Raw genomic sequence first — 20283 nt, 5'->3', positions numbered from 1 at the left:
GGCTTGTCGTGGCGTGGCTCAGACGGCCAGGGTGCCGCCGTCGACCGGGACGGTCGCGCCGGTCACGAAGGACGACGCGTCGCTGCACAGCCACAGCGCGGCATGCGCCACCTCGACCGGGGCGGCGAATCGTTTCTGGACGGCCCGTGCGAAGAACGTCTGCTCCACGCCGGGCATCTGCGCGATGGCCGACTCCATCATCTCGGTGAGCGTGCTGCCCACGGCCAGCGCGTTGACCCGGATGCCCCGGTCCCCGTACGAGGCCGCCGCGGCCTTGGTCAGACCGATCACCGCATGCTTGGCCGCCACATAGGGCGCGCCCACTCCGGTGGCGATGAGACCGGCCACGCTCGCGGTGTTGACGATCGCGCCGCCGCCGGTGCCGAGCATGGCGCGGATCTGGTGGCGCATGCAGTTCCACACGCCCCGCACGTTGACGTCCATGACGGCGTCGTAGTCGTCGTCCGACATCTCGTGCAGATCGGTGCCGAGCGTGGCGTGGCCGGCGTTGTTGAAGGCGGCGTCCAGCCGCCCGAAGCGCTGAATCGCGGTGTCCACCACCCGTTCGACGTCCTCGCCCCGGCGGATGTCGCCGGGGACGTACACCGCCCGGCCGCCCTTGGCCTCGATCTCCTCGGTCACCGAGGCGAGTTGCTCCTCGCGACGGGCCGTGAGCACGACGGCCGCGCCGTGCTCGGCGAAGAGCCGTGCCGCCGCCGCGCCGATGCCCGACGAAGCTCCGGTGATCATGACTACCCGGTCACTCATGACGCACGTCCGTTCGATCATACGGTCAGTCAAACAGGCGCCCGGCAGGCCGTCAGCCGGATGGGGCGGCCCTTACCGGCCAACCTGCCAAGAACGTTCCGAGCTGCTCGTTTTCCAGATCTCTTGGGAATCTCTTGACCTATGGTGGTGTCGTCGCGGGCCGTTCGCGACACACGGGGCGGGAGGAGGGGCGAGCACACGTGGCGAGGCAGGAGAGGGCCGAACAGACCCGGCAGCGGATCGTCAGGGCCGCGGCCGCCGAATTCGCCGAGCACGGCTACGACGGCACCTCCCTGCACCGGATCGTCAGATCGGCCGGCGTCACCATGGGCGCGCTGACCTTCCACTTCCCCAGCAAGTCGGCACTGGCGGACGCCGTCCAGGAGGCCGGCACGACCGCCACCCGCGAGGTGATCCTGAGCGCCGCCCCCGCGCCGGGACTGCAGGGCGTGCTCGACGAGGTGCTGACCCTGGCCGACGCCCTGCGCAGCACCCAGAGCATCCGCGCGGCCGCCCGGCTCACCCGAGAGGGACACGCCGCCGACCACGGCTGGTACGACTCCTGGGTCCCCGACCTGCGCGAGGCGCTGGAGCGGGCCTGGTTCGAGGAGAGCCTCGAGGGCGGACTGACCCCGCGGGCGGCCGCCTCCCTGCTGTCCCACGTCCTGCTCGGCGTCGAAGCCGCCGCCACCGCCCCCGACGCGCTGCGCACGATCACCGGCGACGGCCCCGAGGAGAGCCTGGCCCAGGCCCTGAAGGCGCTGGGCGCCCTCCTCGCCCCGCCGGCCGCCGCCGGTCCGGTCACGGACTGACGCTTCACCGGGCCGCCCGACGGAAGGCCCGGTTCCGCTCGGGCCGTGTTCACTGAACGCGCCGTTCCGCGCACACGCTGTATCACGTCGATCGGTGCTCTCCAAGCCCCGCACGGAATTTTTCCGCGCCAGGTCCGCCGCCCGGCGCAGCGCCCCTGTCGCAGCTCAGAGCCCTGAGCGGGGCGTCGCACGCCCCTCCCTCGGCACAGCCTTCCCCGTGGTCGACCTAGAAACATAGAGAATGTTCTGTATATTTGCGGCTGCCGGGAGAGAGGAGTCCGTCCATGCATCCGGCCACAGAGCACGTCCCGCCGGCCCAGCGGCTCTTCGCCCATCTGCCGCGGGCGGACCAACGGCGTTGGGCAGGCGTCTACTTGAAGGGGCTGCTGACGACGCAGGGCAAGAAGTCGCTGCGGCGCATAGCGGCCTCGGTGACGCCGTCCCCGACCGCGCCCCAGTCGCTGCAGCAGTTCGTCAACGACAGCGCCTGGCCATGGCGTCCGGTCCGCGCCGAACTCGCCCGCTGGGTCGCCGAGCACACCGCCCCGCACGCCTGGACCCTCTCCCCCGTGGTCATCCCCAAGCGCGGCGCGCTGTCCGCCGGCGTCCACCGGCGCTTCGTGCCTGCCTTCGGACGCACCGTCAACTGCCAGCTGGCCGTGGGCGCGTTCCTCTCCGGCGACCTCGGCGACCTCTCCGTGGACTGGCGGCTGTACCTGCCGCGCCGCTGGACCGAGGACGCCGCGCTGCGGCACCAGGCCCGCATCCCCGAGGTCACCGGCCACGCCACGGCGACCGAGCTGTGCCTCGCCCTCGCCGACCAACTGGCCCGGGCCACACCCGAGATGCCGCCGGTGGTCGTCCACACCGACGGTCACATCGACGCCGTCGCCGTGATGGAGGGCCTCGGGGCCCGCGGCCTGGACTGGATCGTGGCCGTGCCCGACACCCTGCCCCTGTCCCTCGCCCCGGCCGCCGATGCCCACCCGGCCGACGCGACGGCACTGCACGCGGCCCCGGAACCGGCGGGCGACCTGCTGCGGCGGCACGCCCGGCCGCCGGCCGGCTCCCCCATCGCCCCCGGGCGACCCCGGTTCGCCACCCTGCGGGTGCTGCTGCCCGCGGACACCCGGCCGGCCCTGCTGGTCGGCGTCTGGACCGGCCCCCGCCCACGGCCCGACCGGATCTGGCTCACCAACCTGCCCCCGGCATGGCGCGCCCGGGCCCTCGCGGTCATCGGCTCCGCCACGGCCGCACGGGTCGGGGTCGCGGAGGCCGAACTGGGCCTGCACGACTTCGCGGGCCGGTCCTACCCCGGCTGGCACCGCCACGCCACGCTGGTCTCCGTCGCCTCGGCACACCGCCGGCTCGGGCACGAGGTGTGCCTCGCCCCGGGCCGCTGCTGACCGCCGTCCGCCCGGCGGCGACCGCCGATCGACGGCCCTTCCCCCCACACAGCACCACGGGAACCCCGTAGCGACGCAGGGCTCCCGCCGACCCGTTCGCCCGTACGCCGCTCGGCGCGCCGGGCGGTGACACCCAACCTTGAGGAGGGGCTGTGGAGTTCCGTGTCCTCGGACCGATCGACATCCGCGAGCAGGGGCGTGACGTCACCCCCAGCGCGCCCAAGCAGCGGCAGGTGCTCGCCCTGCTCATGGCCAAGGCCAACCACCGTGTGTCCGTGCCGGCGCTGCTGAGCGAGGTGTGGGACGGCGAGCCGCCCCGCACCGCCACCACCGCCCTGCAGACCTACATCGGGGCGATACGCAAGGCGCTGGCCGCCGGCGCCGGCACCAGCGCCCGTGAGATCGCCGACCACCGGCTGGTCACCGACGGCAACGGCTATGTGCTGCGCCTGCGGCCCGACGAATGGGACCGGCCCCGCTTCGAGCGGCTGGTCCTGGAGGCCCGGGGCCTGCTGGACAAGCGCGAGGCGCACGCCGCCGCCGAGGTGCTCGGCGAGGCGCTGGCCGTGTGGCGCGGGGCGCCCTTCGGGAACGTCCGGCTCGGCAGTCGGCTCACCGTCCAGGCCAGAGTGCTGAACGAGGCGCACCTCGCGGCCTGCGAGGCGCGGATCGACGCGCTGCTGCTGTGCCGGCGCTTCCAGGAGGCGGTCGGGGAGGCCGTCGCCCTCGTCGACGAGCACCCGTACCACGAGAACCTGCACACCCAGCTGATGCGGGCGCTCTACGCCTCGGGCCGCCGTGCAAGCGCGCTGGAGGTCTACCAGTCCCTGCACCGCCGTATGACGGACGACCTCGGCATCCCCCCGTCGCCCTCCACCACGACCCTCCACCACGTGATGCTCCAGGACAGCCCCGACCAGCGCTACCTCACCGCCGCAGGCGCGGGCGTCCTGCAGTGACCCACCCGCACCCCTGTCCCCGGTGATCCGGGGGATGGTGTGAGGAGGCTCGTGGGACCGGGCCCGCGGGACTGCGTCCGAGGGCATCGAGGCCCGCACGTCCTGGCCGATCCTCCCGCTGACCGCTGACCGCTGACCGCTGTCCGCGCCCGCCGTCGCTGCCCGTCGGCCGCCACCCGGACCGCCGTGGGCAGGACCGCCGTGACCGCCGTGCGGGACCGTCGCGCGCAGGACCGCCGTGCGGGACCGTCGCGCGCAGGACCGCCGTGCGGGACCGTCGCGCGCAGGACCGCCGTGCGGGACCGTCGCGCGCAGGGTGCTGGACGGTGCGGCTCCGCCGCCGTCCCCGGGGCGTCCTCGGCTCGGATCAGCCGTGTGGCGATCAAGCTCCGGCGACGGCCTCAGACGGCCGTCGTCCCGTTCGGCCACAAGCTCTCCACGGCCCGCGAGGGGCCGCCCACCGCGCGTACCCGCTCCATGGCCACCTGGACGAAGGCCCGCAGCCGGGCCGTCTCGTGGCCGGTGGGCCAGACGAAGGCGTAGTCGATGCCCGGGGCGTCCGTGAACGGCTTGAAGACCAGGCCCGGACGGCTGTAGTAGTGCGCGCCGGCGGCCGCCACCGGGGTCACGCCCTTGCCCGCGAGAACGAGGGAGAGCGCGTCCTCCCAGTGCGTCATGGCCTGCCCGTGCGGGATCGGCCGCCCCGACGGCGTCTGCCGCGGGAAGTGGTGGTCCAGCCAGTGCGCCGGCACGTTCCCGGCGACCGTCAGCAGCGTCGCCTCCGCCAGGTCCTCCACGCTCAGCGACTCCCGCCGGGCGAACGGGTGCCCGGACGACATCAGCAGCACCCTCCGCTGCGACACCAGCACCGGACCCAGCGTCAGATCCGGCTCGGCCAGCGGAGGTTCGGTGACCTGGAGCTCGACGTCCCCCGAACGCAGCGGACCGTAGGGGTCCGAGATCTGCACCTGCCGTATCTGCACGTCCACATCCGGGTACCGGCCCCCGAACACCTCGGCGATGCTGTGCAGCAGATGGCCCGTGAACGCGCCGGAGAAACCGATCCGCAGCGAGCCGCTGATCCCCCGCCCCGCCGCCATGGCCCTGGCGACGGCCTCCTCGACCCCCCGCCACGCGGGCGCGAGATCGTCCCTGAGCTGCTCCCCGATGGGCGTGAGCACGACCTGACGGCTGGTGCGGTCGAACAGTTTGGCGCCGATACGGCGCTCCAGCCGGGCGATGGTCTGACTGACCCGGCTCTGCGAGACGCCCACGCTCTCGGCGGTCCGCCCGAAGTGCAGTTCCTCGGCGAGGGTCAGGAAAATCTCGATCTCCTGGCGTTCCATGACCGGTTCTCCCGCACCCCCTCAGTTCCGTGACCTCGAACGATGAGCCCAGCGAATCGATCGTTGCACAGATCGTCCTTGTTGCGCAGGTCCCGCGATTCGAAGCTGGACCGACCAGCGAGATCATCAGGAAGGACCGCTCTCATGGCCGTCACCGAGTCCTCACCCCCCTCCCACCCCACACGCGAGGCCGCCGCACCACCCGAGCCCGTCGCCGACGGCGCGGCCTTCGGGGCGCACGAGTGGCTGGTGCTGATCACCCTGTGCTGCGCCACCTTCATGTGCGGCCTGGACTTCTCCATCGTCACCGTCGCCCTGCCCGACATCGGCACCGCCCTCGGCTTCTCCTCGGCCGGCACCCTGCAGTGGGTGGCCACCGCCAGCCTGCTGCCGTCGGCGAGCCTGCTGCCCCTGTTCGCCCGGGTCGCCGACCTGATCGGCCGCAAGCGCCTGTTCACCCTCGGCGTCGCCGTCTTCACCCTGTTCTCCCTCGGCGCCGCCCTCGCCAACAGCCCCGGCGTGCTGATCGCCACCCGCATCGGCCAGGGCACCGCCGCCGCGATGATCGCCCCGTCCGCCATCGCCCTGATGACCGGCTACTTCCAGGAGGGCCCCAAGCGTGCCCGCGCCCTGGGCCTCAACGGCGCCGTCATGTCGCTGGGCTTCGTGTTCGGCGCGCTCGGCGGCGGTGTCATCACCAACGGCTTCAGCTGGCGCTGGACCATGGTCGCGCTGTGCGTGATGGGCGCGCTGGCGCTGGCCGGCGCGCTGGCCCTGCCGGCGATCCACGAGTCCGGCGCCGCCCGCCGGATGGACATCCCGGGCGCGATCCTGGCCACGTTCGGCCTGTTCGGCCTGGTCTACGGCATCTCCACCGGCGGTGACGAGGGCTGGACCCGCCCCGCGGCACTCGGCCCGATCGTCGGCGGCCTGGTGCTGCTGGCCGCGTTCCTGCTGGTCGAGCGACGCCACCCGGAGCCGCTGGTGCCGCTGTCCGTGCTGAACCGGCCGTCCGTGAAGTGGTCGGGGCTGTTCGGTGTCATCACCTTCGGCATGTGCGCCGGTACGACCGTGCTGCTGAGCCTGTACATGCAGGACGTGCTGGGCTTCACCGCCCTGGAGGCCGGCCTGAGCTACCTCGGCGAGGGCGCCGCCGCCACGCTCGGCGGCATGTACGTGGCCCGGCTGCTCGGCCGGTTCGGCGGGGTGAAGGTACTGGCCGCGGGCCTGCTCATCCAGGGCGTCGGCACGGTCGCGATGTTCGCCCTGCCCGAGGACGTGAACCTGGCCGCCCTGCTCGTCACCTCCTCCGTCATGGGTCTCGGCCACGTCTTCAGCGTCGTCTCCTTCATCACCGTCATGACCACGGGCGTCACCGAGGAGGACCAGGGCGTCGTCGGCGGCCTGTCGCAGCTGCCGCAGTACGTGGCCGCGATCGGCGTCTCGGGGCTGAGCGCGATCGCCGCCGCCCGCACCAACGCCCTCTCCTCGGGCGCCGTCCCGTCCCGCGCCGACATCCTGGGCGGGCTGCACGCGGGCATGGTCACGGCCGGTGTCGTCACCCTCGTCGGCGCCCTGCTCGTCGGCGCCGTACTGCGCAAGCGGACCACGGTCTAGGCCGTCCCGTGTCCGGCACACGGCACCGCCCGCCGGAACCGTCCCCGCACCCGCCGGAACCGTCCGCGCACCCGGCGCGGCCGTCCGCCGCCTCTCGGCGGACGGCCGCGCCGCCCCCGTGTCCGAGCCGCGCCGGGCGCCTTCGCCGCCTGCGAGGAGACCATCCGTGAACGACAGCCGACTGCGCAGGCCCTCCGCCGTGCGTACCCTGCGCGTGGGTGAGCTGAAGGTCAGCTACGTGCCCGACGGGGCGATGCTGCTGAAGCCGGCCGGCGCCCTGCCCGCGGCCGTCGACCGCCGCTTGGGCAGGTACGGCGCCTACCTCAACGACACGCGCCGTCTCGTCGCCAACACCGGCGGGCTGCTCGTCGAGCACGGTGCCCGGGCCCTGCTGATCGACGCCGGGTTCGGCCCGCGCGCGGTGCCCGAGCACCCCGACCACCCCGACCGAGGCGCGGTGCACGGCGGCTCGCTGCCCGGCAACCTCGCCCTGCTCGGCCGGTCGCCCGAGGACATCGAGACGGTGGCCTTCACCCACCTCCACCCCGACCACATCGGCTGGGCCTGCGTCGACCCGCCCCTGTTCACCCGGGCCACCTTCGTGGTCCCCAAGGCCGAATGGGACCACCGCGACCCCGCGGTGGCGGCCCTCGAACCCCGGACGAGGCTGGTGCTCGCCGGCGAGGAGATCTTCCCCGGCGTCCACGCCGTCGCCCTGCCCGGCCACACCGCCGGCCACACGGGATTCGTCATCGCCTCCCAAGGCACCCGACTGCTCGCCTTCGGCGACGCCCTGCTCTCCTCCCTCCAGATACGGCACCCCGAGTGGTCCGCGGTCTCCGACGCCGACCCCGCCCGCTCCGAGCGCCGACGCCGCCGTCTGATCGCCGAGCTCCTGCGCCCGGACACCCTCGGATTCGGCATCCACTTCGCCGATGTCGTCTTCGGCAGGGTGCGACCGCACGGGGAGAACGCGGTCTGGCATCCGCTGTGACGCACGGGGACCCGCCTGACGTGCGACCGACGCGCGCCCGACTTCCGCCTGACGTGCCTGGGGCCGAGCGCGGGAAAGACCCCGGAGATCAGTTCTCCGCCACGCGGAACCACTCCGTGCCGCCGAGCAGATGCTCGTAGACGGGACGGCCCGGGCTGCCGCTGGTACGGAACGGCTTTCCGTGGTCGTCGATCCGCACGGTCCCCTGCCGTCCGCCGCTGGACCACAGCAGCTCCACGTACCACCGCACGTCGTGGGCGCCGACCCGGGCGGTGATGTACAGCACCTCGGGATCGGACCGGCTGACCTTGTACGGGACGCCGCGCTGACCCGCCTTCGGCACGATCGTGGGGTGAGCGGCGTCGAGGTCGGTGCCGAACGACCTCGTCTCCACGCCCCCGCCGCAGCCCGACGACCCCAGGTAGGCGTTCCAGGCCGGGGGCGCGACCGAGTCGACGACACGGACGTGCAGGGACTCGATGACGACGGTCTCGTCCCCGACGCCCTGGACGGTCAGCGCCACCCGCTGACCGTCGGCGGCGACGGCGCCGTGCGCGTTCACCCAGCCCGGCACGTCCTGCCCCATCACCGGCGGCGAGACCTCGGCGGGCGGCCGGTCGATCAGGTACTTCCCCTCGCACTGCGGGTCGTCCCAGGCGTAGGTGCGGGTGGTCACCGTCAGCGGGGCCGCCGCACCGGCGCCCTGGGCGCCAGTGCCGTGCCCCGTCTCGGCGCCGGGCGTCGTGGCGGCCGGGGCCGGGTCCGGGGAGCGGCTCGGCCGCACGGAAGGGGACACGGCCGGAGGGTGCGTCGTGGGGGAGGTGGAGTGCGGTTGCCCTGCGGAGGTCACGGTGCCGGCCGGACGACCGTCCTGCGCCAGGCCCGTTCCCCGTCCCTGCAGGCCGACCGTGAGCGCGGTGGACACGGCGACGGCAACGGCGGTGCCCGCCATGACGAGGGGCCACCGCCTGCGGGCGATCCGGCCCAGTGCCGACGTGCGGGACGGACCGTCCGACACGGCCCCCGGCCGGGCTTCGTTCGTGCCTGTCTGCGCGGACCGCGCCTCCGGGGCCGACCCGGCCGCGGACGCTCCCGACGGCGACGCTGCCGACGGGGACGCCCCCGGCGGGGACGCTTCCGCCAAAGGCCCTCCAGGCGGGGGCGTTTCCGTCAAGGCGGCTCCCGGCGGGGACGCTTCCGGCGTGGACCCTGCGGCCGGGGCCGTGGAGTCCGGTTCCGCGTCCGCCGCGGCCCGCCGCGCACGGTCGCGTGCCGCGTCCGCCAGGACCCAGAGCCGGTGCAACTCGATCAGTTCGGCCGGAGTCGCCCTGCACACCCGGGCGAAGCGGGCGACCGCCGCGTTGTCGGCCGGCACTCCTTCCCCCTTGCAGTACCGGTGCAGCGTCGAGGTGCTCATGTGCGCCCGCTTCGCCAGAGCCTCGTAACTCAGCCCGGACCGCTGCTTCAACTCCCGCAGCAGCGCCGCGAAATCAGCGATCTCCTCAGCCGCCCCCACCGGTCCTCCATTCCGTTCGGCATCCCAGGAAGGTCGCGTTTCCCCAGGTCAGAGCCGATTCGCGCATCCCGGCGTCCCGAAATTCCCAATGGAATGGCGGACGGGACGCCGCGCGGCACAGGCTTGAGCCATCCAAGCACGGCGCCTCACCGGACATGGTGAGCGGCCTTGCTCAACTCAGCCTTCAGGGCCCGCACTTCCGGCGCGCCCACATCTTCAGGCCCACATGTTCAGAAAGAGCAGTCCACTCATGCGCATCGCCTCTCGTCCCGTCTCCCGCACGGCCGCCTCCTCCATGGTCGTCGCCGCGGCCCTCGCGCTCGTCGGCCTCCAGGCCGCGGGGCAGGCCGCCTCCGCCGCCACCGGGAAGGCGTCCTCGGTCGTCACCTGCACCACGGCGAACACCGGACTGACCGTCACCGAGGTGTCCCGCCCGATCAACCACCTGCTGCTCAAGGCGACCAACACCGGCACGAAGCCCTGCTACGCCTACAGCGCCCCCTTCCTGAGGGCCGGCGCCGACGCCCAGGCCCCGCTGCCGTGGGCCGAGGAGACCACGCCGCAGGCCGTGCTGACGCTCAAGCCCGGCGAGTCCGCGTACGCGGGCATCACCACGTTCTCCCCCGACGGCGAAGGGGGCGGCACCACGAAGACCCTGGGCGTGTTCTTCGCCGACGGCAAGGGCGCCGCGACCGGCACGGAGAAGACCCTGAAGCTGCCCAACGGCGGTGTCCTCTTCAACAGCGCGGCCACCGTCACCTACTGGCAGGACAACCCGGCGGACGCCCTGTCCTGGTAACCGTCCCGCCCACGTCGCCACGGCGTCCGAGGAGCGGCGTGCCGCCGGCCCGAGCCCCTGCCCGGGTCAGCGGCGCGTCACCGACGTGGCGGCCAGCAGCAGCACGGCGAGCACCTGAACGGCGACGACGACCGTGATCAGCAAGGGGATCGAGTAGCCGTACAGGCCGCCGGTCAGCGCGCCACCGGCCAGGCTCGCCGCGCCGACGACACCGGCGAACAGACCGTAGGCCGTCGCCCGCCGCCGGCTGGGCACCAAGTCCGCGACCGTGGCGCGCAGGGTGGACTCCTGGATGCCCATGACCGCTCCCCAGACCAACGCCCCGGTCACCGCGATCGCGACCGTGTCGGTGAACGCCAGCACCGCGACGGCGGCGGTCAACGGGGGCAACGCCACCAGCACGCGCGCGCCGTGGCGGTCGTACAGCCAACCGGTCAGCAGCGCGGCGACGGCGTCGACGGCCATGGCCGCGGCGTAGAGCACCGGCACCCAGGCCGCTGCCACGAGGTGCCGCTCGACCAGGTGGTACGAGAGCACGCCGAAGGTGGCGAACCCTGCCGTGGTGGCGGCGGTGAAGGCCGCATACGTCCAGAACGCGGCCGGAAACGGGCCGTCCGGCTGCTCCGCCGCGCCGGCATGCGGCGTCGCCGCCCGCTCGTAGGCCTCCGGGTCGGGCACCCTCGCCCGCAGCCACACCAGCAGTCCCAGCACCGCGGCGCCCGGAAGGGCGAGCACTCCGAGCGACGGCCCGTAGTCGCCGCCGGTGAGCGCGAGCATGCCGGCCACCACGAGCGGTCCGACCAGCGCGCCGACCTGGTCCATCGCCTCGTGCACGGCGAAGCCGCGCCCGCGTCCGGTCGCGGCGGTGGCGTGCGAGAGCAACGTGTCCTTCGCGGGCGAGCGCACCGCCTTGCCCACCCGCTCGGCGATCACCAGCGCGCACGCCGCCCACAGCGCTCCGACGACGCCCAGGAAGGGTACGCAGACCACGGTCAGGGCGTATCCGGCGATCGCCAGCCCCCAGAAGCGGCGGGTGCGGTCCGCCAGCGGGCCGGAGACCAGCCGCAGCCCCAGCGCCGCCGCCTCACCCGCGCCCGTCACCACACCCACCACCAGCGCCGACGCACCGAGCGAGGCCAGCAACGGGCCGGTGATCGAGCGCGCGCCCTCATAGACGAAGTCCGCGAGCAGACTGACCGTGCCGAACCACACCACAAACCGCCACGGCCGCATCCCCACCGCCCTGTCTCCCCTCCCGTCCCGCCCACGACACCCCCTCGACGGCCCCCTTCTGCACCAAACGGTGACGATCGGTCAGGAGCAGTCGTAGGTGAGGCGGCCGGTGGTGGTGCGGTCGAGGGGGGAAAGGATGTGGAGTTCGGCCCGGGCCGCGTAGTGGCCCTTGCCCTGGAAGGTCCACAGCAGGTGCAGCCGTGCCTGCCGCTGGCCCCGGACCACCACTTCCCGCAGGACGCCCGAGGTGGTGCCGTCGCTTCGGGTCCAGCGGTAGGAGAGCGTGCCCGGACGGCCGTTCGTGGTGACGACGCCGACGATGTCCGCGGTGCCGTCGCACCCCAGAACCGTCGGGCCGGCCGTGACCTCCACCGTGCGCACCGCGACGGACGGCCCGAGACGCTGCCAGGCGAGGAACGCGATGACCGAGATCAGCACCAGGGCCGGCAGGGCGTGTCTGCGCAGACGCCGGCGCGAGGGCGGCGCGGCAGGCGTCGGCACGGCGGGCAGCGTCCTGTGGGTGCGTTGCGCGACGGCGGCGGTCACGCCCGGGCCGAAACGCAGCACGGTGCCTTCGACACGATCGGGCGTCGGCGTCGGCGTCGGCGTCGGCAGGATCTCCGTGGCGGGCGGTCCGACGAGGGTGGTTTCCGGCTCGGGCCTCTGGATCCAGTGACTGGCCAGCACGGTGGCGCTGTACTCGGCGTCGGCGGAGCCGTGTACGTCGACCGGGGCGGGCTCATCGGCCGGAGCCAGGCTCACCGTGACAGCGGGCTCGTCGGCCGGAGCCAGGCTCACCGTGACGGCGGGCTCATCGGCCGGAGCCAGGCTCACCGTGACGGCGGGCTCATCGGCCGGGGTGAGCACACGGGTGGGCTCGCTGTTCTCGGCGGACGCGGGGGCGCGGTCGTTCGGAGCGGTCATCGGATATCACACTGCCTGGTCAGAAGCTGCTGCGAGGCGCCGCCGTCGGCGGAGGCCGGAGTGGTCGTGACCCGCACCGCCCAGTAGCAGCCCTGGTTCTGGAAGGTGTGGTCGACGGTGAGGGTGTACTGGGTGGCGCCGCTGCGCTCGAAGGTCTGGGACGCGCCGTCCGCGGTGCCCAGTCCTCTCGCGGTGTCGCTCGTGAACCACGAGACGGTGACGGAGAACGGGCCGGTGCCGTCCGTGGTGATGCCGATGGTCGCCGTGGCGGTCGTCGAACCCGTCTGCCGGAAGCCCGTCACCGCGACGTCCTTGACGGCGGGAGCGGACGGCGCGGACACGGTGGGGGACGCCGTGGTCGGCGTCGCCTCGATGGTCGGCTCGCCGGGCGTCGTCGTTTCCCCCGACGGAGCCGTGCTCGCGGACGCCGAGGGCTCGCCGGTACCGGCGGTCGCCGTGGCCGAGGCCGACAAGGTGGGGGAAGGCGTGGACGTCGGGGACGGGGAGGCGGTGGCCGAGGCCGACGCGGCCGGCGCGGTGGGCTCCCCGGAGTCCGCGGCGGGTTGGGCACTGGTGGTGGCCAGGGCCTTCGCCGCCTGCTGCGGAGCCGCTCCCGGGGTGTGCTGGAGGCCGTAGGACAGGAGGACGCCCAGGACCACGGCCGCACCGGAGACGAGCATCCCCGCCCGGCCGGGCAACCACGACTGCGACCGGCCGGGGCCCGGTTGCCGGCTCAGGACCGTGCGGGCGGTGTCCGTGGTGGTCTGCGGGGCGCTGCGGGCCGAGGGCAGCAGCAGCGGCAGCAGTGCCACCACCGCGGCGAGCCGGCCGCGACCGCGCTCTTCCCAGTCGGGCCCGTAGGCGGCGCCGGCGGCCGCCTCCAGCTCCGCGACGAACTCCTCGGCGTGGTCGGGACGTTCCACCGGGTCCTTGGCGAGGCCACGCCGCACCAGTTCCCGCACCGCCTCGGGGACCTCGTCGACGGGGATCGGAGCGTCGACGTGCTGCAGGGCGAGTTCGGCGAGGTTGTCACCCGAGTAGGGCCGGTGGCTCGTCAGGCACTCGAAGAACGTGGCCGTGGCCGCGTACACGTCGGCGGCGGGAGAGGCGGGTGCGCCGGTCCACTGCTCCGGGGCCATGTACGAGGGGGTCCCCGCCGCGCCGGCGCTGGCGCCGACGTCCACCGCGATCCCGAAGTCGACGAGCCTGGACGAACCGTCCGGCTTGACCAGGACGTTCTCCGGCTTGTAGTCGCGGTGGACGACGCCGACCCGGTGCGCGTCGGCCAGACCGAGCAGCGATCCCTTGAGGACCACGAGCGCGGCCTCGGGGTCGAGCGGGGCCGCCCGGGTCAGCATGGTCCGCAGCGAGACACCGTCCACCAGCTCCATCACGATGGCGGCGCCGTCCGGGCTCTCCACGTACTCGTACAACCCGGCGACGTACGGGCTCTCCAGTCCGCCGAGGAGCCGTGCCTCCGCCCTGAACTCGTGCACGAAGCCCGGCCTCGTGCGCAGCGACTCGCTGAGGTACTTGACCGCGACCGGTACGCCGGTCTCCTCGTGCACGGCCAGCACGACGCGCCCGCTGGCGCCCGCCCCGAGCTCCAGCGACTCGGTGTATCCGGGCACTGCCCATGTGTCCATACCAACCCCCCAAGGCGGCCGCGTGGCCGGTCTCCCGCCCCTCCGGGACATGAGGCCACGCGTTGGGAGACACATTTTCGGCCACTGCGGTTGCGGTACGACCCCCTGTTACCGGTTCTTCCCGGATGCCGGAGGGGGATCCTGAGGGGTCCTGCGGGACGCGGGCTCGGGGGCGGGCACGGAGGCCTTCCGCCCTGCCGGAAGCATGACGCGACGCTTCGCCCCCCGGGCGCCGCCGGGCCCGCCCTGCGCGGGTACGGCCCCGGGTCCTGCCTCTCGTCCGCCTGCCGCCCGGCCACCGTCCGTCCGCCGCACCGCGCGGCGCCAGAGGCGGGGCAGGAACGTGTGGAAGCGGTCGGGAAGGAACACGGCGTCCGCGACGATCATGGCGCCCGAGAACAGCGGCAGCCCCATCAGCACGGCGATGCCGAGGTGCATGCCCAGCAGCAGGGCCAGTACGGGGTACTTGAGCCTGCCGAAGAGCACGAACGGGAAGGCCACCTGCAGGAGCACGGTCATGTAGCCGGCGACGGCGACCACGAGCGTGTGCTCGTCCACGAAGTGGGAGAGGGCGGGCCAGGGCCTGAACAGTTCGAGGTTGAGGACGTAGTGCAGCGCGGTGCCGCCGCCCCAGGAGGCTCCCTGGACCTTGTACAGGCCGGCCGAACCGTAGAGGAAACAGACCTGGGCCGCGATCACGAACATGCCGCAGTTGTGCACCACAGTGATGAGAACAGTGCGGGCGTCGTGGAGTTGCCCCGCGAGCAGGCTCCTCGGCCGAGCCGGCGCGTCGCCCGCACGAGCCGTTTTCAGCCGGTCCCTGCGCGCGTCCAGGGACCAGCGGCGGCCGCACGCGGTGAGGACGAGGTACAGGGACATCAGCAGGACCAGGTTGTCGCCCCCGTCCGTCATGAAGATCGCCCGGCTGTGGAACGACGTCACCACGACGGCGAAGAGGACCGACAGGACGCGGGTCCGCCAGCCCAGCATGAACAGTGCGGCCGTGACCAGCGCCAGCGCGTAGCAGAGCTCGAAGTGGACGCGGCTGTCGGACAGGGTCAGGACGCTGAACCAGCCGGTCTGCTCGAAGAGCTGGTGTGCCAGGGCGGGCGTCCACGCGGCGCCCGGTCCCCAGATCTCGTCGCGGTGCGGGAACTCGCGCAGCAGAAAGACCAGGTACAGCAGTCCGTAGCCGATGCGCAGCACCGCCGCCGCGTACAGGGACACCGGACGGCCGGTCAGGAGGTTCCACACGGCGGTGGTCCGGTCGGCGAGCCACCGGGCGACGCCGGCGGACGCGGTCGCCCGCATCTCACTCTCCATGGCGGGTCACCTTCCACCAGGGCAGGAGCCGGTTCTCGAGCGGCGTCGACGGGCGATCGCCGGCGGCGGTTCCCGGCACGGGAATGGGCAGGGTGACGACGCGGAGCTGAATGAAGTCGAAGGCGCCGCCGTGGCGGGCCGCGAGGCGGTCCGCGGCGATGTTGCTCAGGTACTTCTGCATCATCAGGCCGCGTTCCGAACGCGCCTTGTCGTCTCCTCCGTGCGAGTCGACGTATCCGGCCCAGGCACGGCGCACCATGTTCTGCGCCGTGTGGCTCGGAAACGGTTGGTGCTCGACTGCCGACCGGTCCACGGCGGTCAGGTCGAACCAGGAACTCACCTGAACCGATCCGTCGGAGCCGGTGTGTGCGGTCCTGGCCAGAATCCGGCGATTGACGGATTCGGGGTCCGGAGCGAAGAGCCGCCAGTTCTGCTCGAAGAAGGGGTACACCCAGGCGTTGATCAGGGGGCTGTACCGCTTGGAGACGGTATTGGCCGGCGCCACGTGGAGAAACACCAGAACCACGTGGACGACACTCGCCGCCAGGCACAGGGCCACGGCGGTGCACAGCCCCGCCTTCAGTGCACGGGCGCCTCCCGGCGGCCCCGGGGACGCGGCCGTCCGGTCAGGGAGTTCCCGCGTGGCTGGACCGGAGCCGGACGACCGGATCTCCTCCACGTCCGTTGAGTCGATTCCGCTCGACACCGCCTACCTGTCTTTCTGTCAGCTGCTCGCGCCCGGCTTTTGTCGCTCCCGCCCCGGCTTTTGTCGCTCCCGCCCCCGACGGCGCGCGGCGGATCCGACGAGGATTCCGCCGCACGCCGTCATCCGGTGAGCGGACCGACCGCGGTGCGGTGCCTAGCCTTCGTGGCCGTTGGAGTGGTCGTCGCCCCCGTAGCCCTTGGGCGCCTCGCCGTAGCCGTAGTTCTCGTCGGACTGCTTGCCGTGGTCGTCCTGACCGTGGCCGTACTTGCCGTGGTCGTCCTGACCGTGCTCGTACTTGCCGTGGTCGGGCCGCCCGTGGTCGTGCTTGCCGTGGTCGGGCCGGCCGTGGTCGTACTTGTCGGGACGCATGTAGTCCCCGAGGTCGAGCTTGCCGCCGTGGTGCGGCTTGCCGGGCCTGCCCGCGTGGTCGTGGCCGCCCGCGTGGCCGGGTCCGCCCGGCGCGTGGTCGTGGCCGCCGGCGCCGTTCCCGGCGGTGTTGCCCGCGGTGTTCCCGGTGTTGCCCGCGGTGTTGCCCGCCGTGTTCCCGGACGTGTTGCCGGCGACGTTGCCGGAGGTTCCGCCGGTGCCGACGATGGGTCCGCCCAGCAGGCCGCCGCTGACGAGACCGCCGCCGAGGAGCCCCCCGCTGGTGGGCGTGCCGGCGGTGGTGCCGGTGGTCGTGCCCGTGGTCGTGCCCGTGGTGGTGCCGGTGGTGGTGCCGGTGGTCGTGCCCGTGGTCGTTCCACCCGTGGTGGACGTGGCGCACCCGCCGAGGAAGATCCGGTTGTTGTCGAGCGTCACCGAGCCGTTACGAGCCAGCGCCCGCCCCTCGATGTTCGTCCCCGTCGTCACGCTGATCGAGGTCAGAGCCATGATGGTGCCCACGAACGTGGAGGTGGTGCCGAGCGTGGCCGAACTCCCGACCTGCCAGAACACGTTGCACGCCGACGCCCCGTTCGTGAGGAGCACCTGGCTGGACGTTGCCGTGATCAGAGTCGAAGGAATCTGGAACACCCAGACGGCATTGGGGTCACCGTGAGCGTCCAGGGTCAGGGTGCCGTTGAGTTGGACACCGCCGGATTCGCGAGTGTAGACGCCCGGATCCAGCGTCTCGCCCGCGCCGATCACCGAATTGAGCGCGAAGTCCTGGGCCTGGCCGGCCGCGTTGTTGTACGCCTGGATCAGGTCGGCCTTGGCCTGGAGGGCCTGGGCGTCGGCGCGGTGCACCGCGCCGCGCACCTCGCCGGGCGGAAATCCGGTGACGGCCGGATTCGGGGACGTCCCGAGGTCGTTGTAGAGCACAGTCGGGCCGGTGTTGGTGACTCCCTGACCTGCCAGAACGGAGTAACTAGCCGCTGTGCCCAGTCCTGGGGCCGTCGCGATGGCCAGCGCCGGCGTCGGCGTCACGGCGACCATCACGGCGGCAACCGTCACGGCAAGCGCCGAGCCCAGCACGCCGGACAAAGTACGGCGGTGGGCTGATTGCGGGATTTTCAGCTTCATCAATAGGCCATTTCCTGTGGGGGCCGTGGCATACCGGGCCCTACCGATCACCCGGCAAGCCTTGTCGCTGCTGCCGCATATTACGCAGAAATATCTGCACTCCGGCATAAGCGAAACGAGCGGATATATCCCTCATTCAAACAGCGCACAGCGTTGCGTAAATCATTTGATTCGTCATTCTGACTGCACGGCGCACCCGGTGCGCTTCCGTCACTGCGCTCCGTCCGTGGGGGCGGAAATCCGACCCGGTCCCACGTCGGCGGCAGGGAACGAGTGGACGAGGAACCCGGAACCGGTGATCTCGATGACGCGCGCCATGGTCGGCGGCGGGTGGTGCAGCCGCAGGGTCCTGCCGGTGCTCGTGGCGATCCGGGACGCCAGGAGGAAGGCGTTGAGTCCGCTGGCGTCGCAGAAGGTGACCGCCGTGAGGTCCACATCGATACCGCGCAGGCCGTCGTGCAGGCAGTCGGCCAGCGCTTCGCGCACCAGCGGTGCCGTGGCCAGGTCGATCTCTCCCGCGAGGGTGATCCAAGCGCGGGCGCCGCGGTCCTGCCGATGAACGCTCAACTGCGGAAGGGCCATTGAGTCCTCGGTTCCTGAACGCCCTTCCTGAGCGGCGCTCTTGACCGCCATACCTGGCGGCGGTGGCGGTGGGAATCTGTCCGGCACCGGCTGGGCGGTCGTCCCGGACGGCCGTGGCCCTCGCGGAACGAGGGCGGACCGTGGTCCTCGCGGAACGAGGGCGCTATGGAGCCGTCCGCGGTGGGATCACGAGGACTTGCCCCGCTCCCTTCCGGGTGCGGCGATTCGGTCGCCGCGGTGCCGGTTGGCCAGGTGGATGAGGAGCACGCCCAGAGCGATCATCGCCATCAACGCGAGCACGGTGACGAGGGTTTCCACGGTCCTCACATCCCCATCGGTCGGTTCGAGGTCGCGGCCGGTGCGGCGGTCAGGTCTGCGCCCTCGGCCACGGCTGCCGGGGTCCGTGGCGGCGCGGCGGAATCGCGGGCCCCGTGACCTCCCTCGGAGTCCCAGACCGCCTCCACGGCCCGGTCGGTGTCGGTCACCGTCCGCCTACGCGCGGCCTGCTCCATCAAGCGGCTCGCGGTCGACGTGCCGAGGGGGTCGCCGGCGGCGGCCATCAGCCAGGCGGCCGAGGCGGGATCCGTCCCCGGCGGGATCACCAGCAGGTTCCAGCGGCCAACACCGTAGGAGAGCAGCAGCAGTTCGTGCGGGTCCTGCTCGGGCAGGAACCAGCCCACCTTCACCACGTGGCCGGCGACGGGCACCTTGCGCGGCACGACCGGCCAGTGGGTGGGGTTCACCGTGACTCGGGTGATCCGCCCCCACAACGGGTCCAACACGGCTGCCAGGAGGGGGAGTTCCGCTGCGAGATCGCGAGAGCGGGGCCACCAGGCGCCGTCCAGGAAAGCCGGCGCGGGGCCGGCGGGAGCCAGCGCCAGACGGAGAGCGGAAGAAGCGGGGGAGGACGACGACAACCGGGTGTCCTGGAGTGTCGGCGAGAGGGAAATGGTCGCAGTCATGACGCGAACCCTGCCCCGGGCCGACAACGGTCGGCCCGGCCTATTGGATCGCCGAAAACGACACGGGCGTGGAAGCCGGTGCGCGAAATATCCTCGGTGATTCCAGCGTACTCCTCGGCCGTCCCGAACGGACCGTTCCGTCGGCGGACGAAACGACCGCCGACCCGGAGTAGGGTCGAAACACCGGGAGCACTCCGCGCACCAGATCGGACGCTGGCGCCGTTCCCGGCGAGCAACTGCACCGGAACGTCGCAGACGAGCCCGGGGACAGGTTCGTGCCATGACCGCAGCCGGAAACACCGCCGAACCGCCATCTGGCGCCGCCGCGCGTCCCGAGCTGGAACCGCCCGCGGCCGGGTACGTCGACGTGCGTCTCGTCGCCTCGTCGCCCGAGGCCGCCCGCCAGGTCGCGGAGGTTCTCCGTCGCTGCTTCGCCTCGTCCGAGCAGCGCAGTTACCCCCTCGGCGAGGTGGTCGGCGGCACCCGCCTCCACCTCACGGTGGACACCGCACGCCCGGCGGAGCCTGCGCGCTCCTGGCTGGTCACCAGCCGGTCCTCCGGGAACGGCCGTACGCAGACCGACGAGATCCGGGACGCGTGAGCCGCCGGGCAGCGGATGCCCGGCGGGTGCGCCGGGCATAGCATGAAAGCAGGTCGGCACACTCTCACGTGCGACCGGCCTGGAAGGGCGACCCCGGTGTGTAGACGCCGGGGTCGTTGCAGCGCGGCGGACGCGGCCGGCGGCGGCGAGACGTTCCTGAGCCCCGCAACGGTGGAATCCGCAACGGTGGAGTTCGCGGCGGTGAGGTCCGCGACGCCGGAGTCCGCGCCGCCGGAGTCCGCGACGCCGGAGTCCGCGCCGCCGGAGTCCGCGACGCCGGAGTCCGCGCCGCCGGAGTCCGCGACGCCGGAGTGCGCCGCCGGATCCGGGGCCGTTCAGCGGGCCGGGTGCCGGGGGGAGCGCCGGATGGAGCGGGCCGTCAGGTAGAGCAGGTCGGCGACGAGGACCAGCACGCCGATCGACGTCAGGTACAGCATGCCGTGGACGGCCGCGCCGATGGCGATGAGAGCGATTCCGGCGACCAGCAGGGTCAGGAAGACGACCATGACGGGATGCCTCCTGGGATGGAACCGTGCGGGATCTTCGTGACCTCTCGGCCACGGGCGGGGCTTCGGGCCACGGCGGG

At 72.7% G+C, this 20283-nt stretch carries 20 protein-coding genes; 7 read left to right on the top strand and 13 right to left on the bottom strand.

The features are described from left to right. Window positions 1–18: 18 nt before the first annotated feature. Window positions 19–768, bottom strand: coding sequence for an SDR family NAD(P)-dependent oxidoreductase (locus ACZ7DE_RS26005; RefSeq protein ID WP_470765150.1), 750 nt, complete (start codon window positions 766–768; stop codon window positions 19–21). 200 nt (window positions 769–968) lie between these two features. Here ACZ7DE_RS26005 and ACZ7DE_RS26000 point away from each other — a divergent pair, with 200 nt between their 5' ends. From ACZ7DE_RS26000 to ACZ7DE_RS25990, 3 genes are all read left to right on the top strand, one after another. Next, entirely contained in the window at window positions 969–1580 is a 612-nt protein-coding gene (locus ACZ7DE_RS26000) for a TetR family transcriptional regulator (RefSeq protein ID WP_470765148.1), read from the top strand. A 284-nt stretch (window positions 1581–1864) separates the two neighbouring features. Next, window positions 1865–2986 carry an IS701 family transposase gene (locus tag ACZ7DE_RS25995; protein ID WP_470765146.1) on the top strand — a complete coding sequence of 374 codons (1122 nt, stop codon included), beginning with the start codon at window positions 1865–1867 and terminating at the stop codon, window positions 2984–2986. 152 nt (window positions 2987–3138) lie between these two features. Then, window positions 3139–3945 (top strand): AfsR/SARP family transcriptional regulator, encoded by an 807-nt coding sequence (locus ACZ7DE_RS25990; protein WP_470765144.1) that lies wholly within the window; start codon window positions 3139–3141, stop codon window positions 3943–3945. A 401-nt stretch (window positions 3946–4346) separates the two neighbouring features. On the opposite strand, the gene ACZ7DE_RS25985 is transcribed toward ACZ7DE_RS25990, so the two are convergent. Continuing rightward, the gene (locus tag ACZ7DE_RS25985) at window positions 4347–5291 is read right to left on the bottom strand and encodes a LysR family transcriptional regulator (protein ID WP_470765143.1); all 945 of its coding nucleotides are present in this window, start codon (window positions 5289–5291) and stop codon (window positions 4347–4349) included. Between the two features lie 144 nt (window positions 5292–5435). Between ACZ7DE_RS25985 and ACZ7DE_RS25980 the strand changes: the two genes are divergently transcribed. Both ACZ7DE_RS25980 and ACZ7DE_RS25975 read left to right on the top strand, forming a co-directional pair. Beyond that, on the top strand, window positions 5436–6908 hold the full coding sequence (locus ACZ7DE_RS25980; RefSeq protein ID WP_470765141.1) for an MFS transporter: 1473 nt from the start codon (window positions 5436–5438) through the stop codon (window positions 6906–6908). Between the two features lie 166 nt (window positions 6909–7074). Next, window positions 7075–7902, top strand: coding sequence for an MBL fold metallo-hydrolase (locus tag ACZ7DE_RS25975; RefSeq protein WP_470765139.1), 828 nt, complete (start codon window positions 7075–7077; stop codon window positions 7900–7902). 88 nt (window positions 7903–7990) lie between these two features. Here the strand turns inward: ACZ7DE_RS25975 and ACZ7DE_RS25970 are convergent, their stop codons facing one another. Beyond that, entirely contained in the window at window positions 7991–9418 is a 1428-nt protein-coding gene (locus tag ACZ7DE_RS25970; RefSeq protein ID WP_470765137.1) for a helix-turn-helix domain-containing protein, read from the bottom strand. 250 nt (window positions 9419–9668) lie between these two features. Between ACZ7DE_RS25970 and ACZ7DE_RS25965 the strand changes: the two genes are divergently transcribed. Beyond that, complete coding sequence (locus tag ACZ7DE_RS25965; RefSeq protein ID WP_470765135.1) at window positions 9669–10217, top strand: DUF4232 domain-containing protein; 549 nt, start codon at window positions 9669–9671, stop codon at window positions 10215–10217. A 66-nt stretch (window positions 10218–10283) separates the two neighbouring features. Here ACZ7DE_RS25965 and ACZ7DE_RS25960 read toward each other — a convergent pair whose 3' ends face one another. The 9 genes from ACZ7DE_RS25960 to ACZ7DE_RS25920 form a co-directional block, all read right to left on the bottom strand. Continuing rightward, window positions 10284–11450 carry an MFS transporter gene (locus ACZ7DE_RS25960; protein WP_470765519.1) on the bottom strand — a complete coding sequence of 389 codons (1167 nt, stop codon included), beginning with the start codon at window positions 11448–11450 and terminating at the stop codon, window positions 10284–10286. Between the two features lie 81 nt (window positions 11451–11531). Next, on the bottom strand, window positions 11532–12374 hold the full coding sequence (locus ACZ7DE_RS25955; protein ID WP_470765133.1) for a hypothetical protein: 843 nt from the start codon (window positions 12372–12374) through the stop codon (window positions 11532–11534). Further along, window positions 12371–14020, bottom strand: coding sequence for a serine/threonine-protein kinase (locus tag ACZ7DE_RS25950; RefSeq protein ID WP_470765131.1), 1650 nt, complete (start codon window positions 14018–14020; stop codon window positions 12371–12373). Before ACZ7DE_RS25950 ends, ACZ7DE_RS25955 begins: the two co-directional genes overlap by 4 nt. 108 nt (window positions 14021–14128) lie before the next feature. Beyond that, on the bottom strand, window positions 14129–15343 hold the full coding sequence (locus ACZ7DE_RS25945) for an HTTM domain-containing protein (RefSeq protein WP_470765129.1): 1215 nt from the start codon (window positions 15341–15343) through the stop codon (window positions 14129–14131). After that, the gene (locus ACZ7DE_RS25940) at window positions 15333–16022 is read right to left on the bottom strand and encodes a DUF5819 family protein (RefSeq protein ID WP_470765517.1); all 690 of its coding nucleotides are present in this window, start codon (window positions 16020–16022) and stop codon (window positions 15333–15335) included. Before ACZ7DE_RS25940 ends, ACZ7DE_RS25945 begins: the two co-directional genes overlap by 11 nt. A gap of 180 nt (window positions 16023–16202) precedes the next feature. Next, window positions 16203–17552 carry an ice-binding family protein gene (locus ACZ7DE_RS25935; RefSeq protein ID WP_470765127.1) on the bottom strand — a complete coding sequence of 450 codons (1350 nt, stop codon included), beginning with the start codon at window positions 17550–17552 and terminating at the stop codon, window positions 16203–16205. A 210-nt stretch (window positions 17553–17762) separates the two neighbouring features. Further along, window positions 17763–18134: an STAS domain-containing protein gene (locus ACZ7DE_RS25930; RefSeq protein ID WP_470765125.1), complete on the bottom strand. Its 372-nt coding sequence runs from the start codon at window positions 18132–18134 to the stop codon at window positions 17763–17765. A gap of 186 nt (window positions 18135–18320) precedes the next feature. Next, window positions 18321–18452: a hypothetical protein gene (locus ACZ7DE_RS25925; protein WP_470765123.1), complete on the bottom strand. Its 132-nt coding sequence runs from the start codon at window positions 18450–18452 to the stop codon at window positions 18321–18323. A 5-nt stretch (window positions 18453–18457) separates the two neighbouring features. Next, window positions 18458–19096 carry a DUF5994 family protein gene (locus tag ACZ7DE_RS25920; RefSeq protein WP_470765122.1) on the bottom strand — a complete coding sequence of 213 codons (639 nt, stop codon included), beginning with the start codon at window positions 19094–19096 and terminating at the stop codon, window positions 18458–18460. 280 nt (window positions 19097–19376) lie between these two features. Between ACZ7DE_RS25920 and ACZ7DE_RS25915 the strand changes: the two genes are divergently transcribed. Continuing rightward, window positions 19377–19697 (top strand): hypothetical protein, encoded by a 321-nt coding sequence (locus ACZ7DE_RS25915; RefSeq protein WP_470765120.1) that lies wholly within the window; start codon window positions 19377–19379, stop codon window positions 19695–19697. 335 nt (window positions 19698–20032) lie between these two features. Here the strand turns inward: ACZ7DE_RS25915 and ACZ7DE_RS25910 are convergent, their stop codons facing one another. Next, the gene (locus ACZ7DE_RS25910; protein ID WP_470765118.1) at window positions 20033–20203 is read right to left on the bottom strand and encodes a hypothetical protein; all 171 of its coding nucleotides are present in this window, start codon (window positions 20201–20203) and stop codon (window positions 20033–20035) included. Between the last annotated feature and the right edge of the window lie 80 nt (window positions 20204–20283).

Source organism: Streptomyces sp. NPDC037083, from assembly GCF_055606485.1.
Note: the sequence above shows the minus strand (reverse complement) of the source record. Positions and strands in the feature narration are given on the sequence as shown.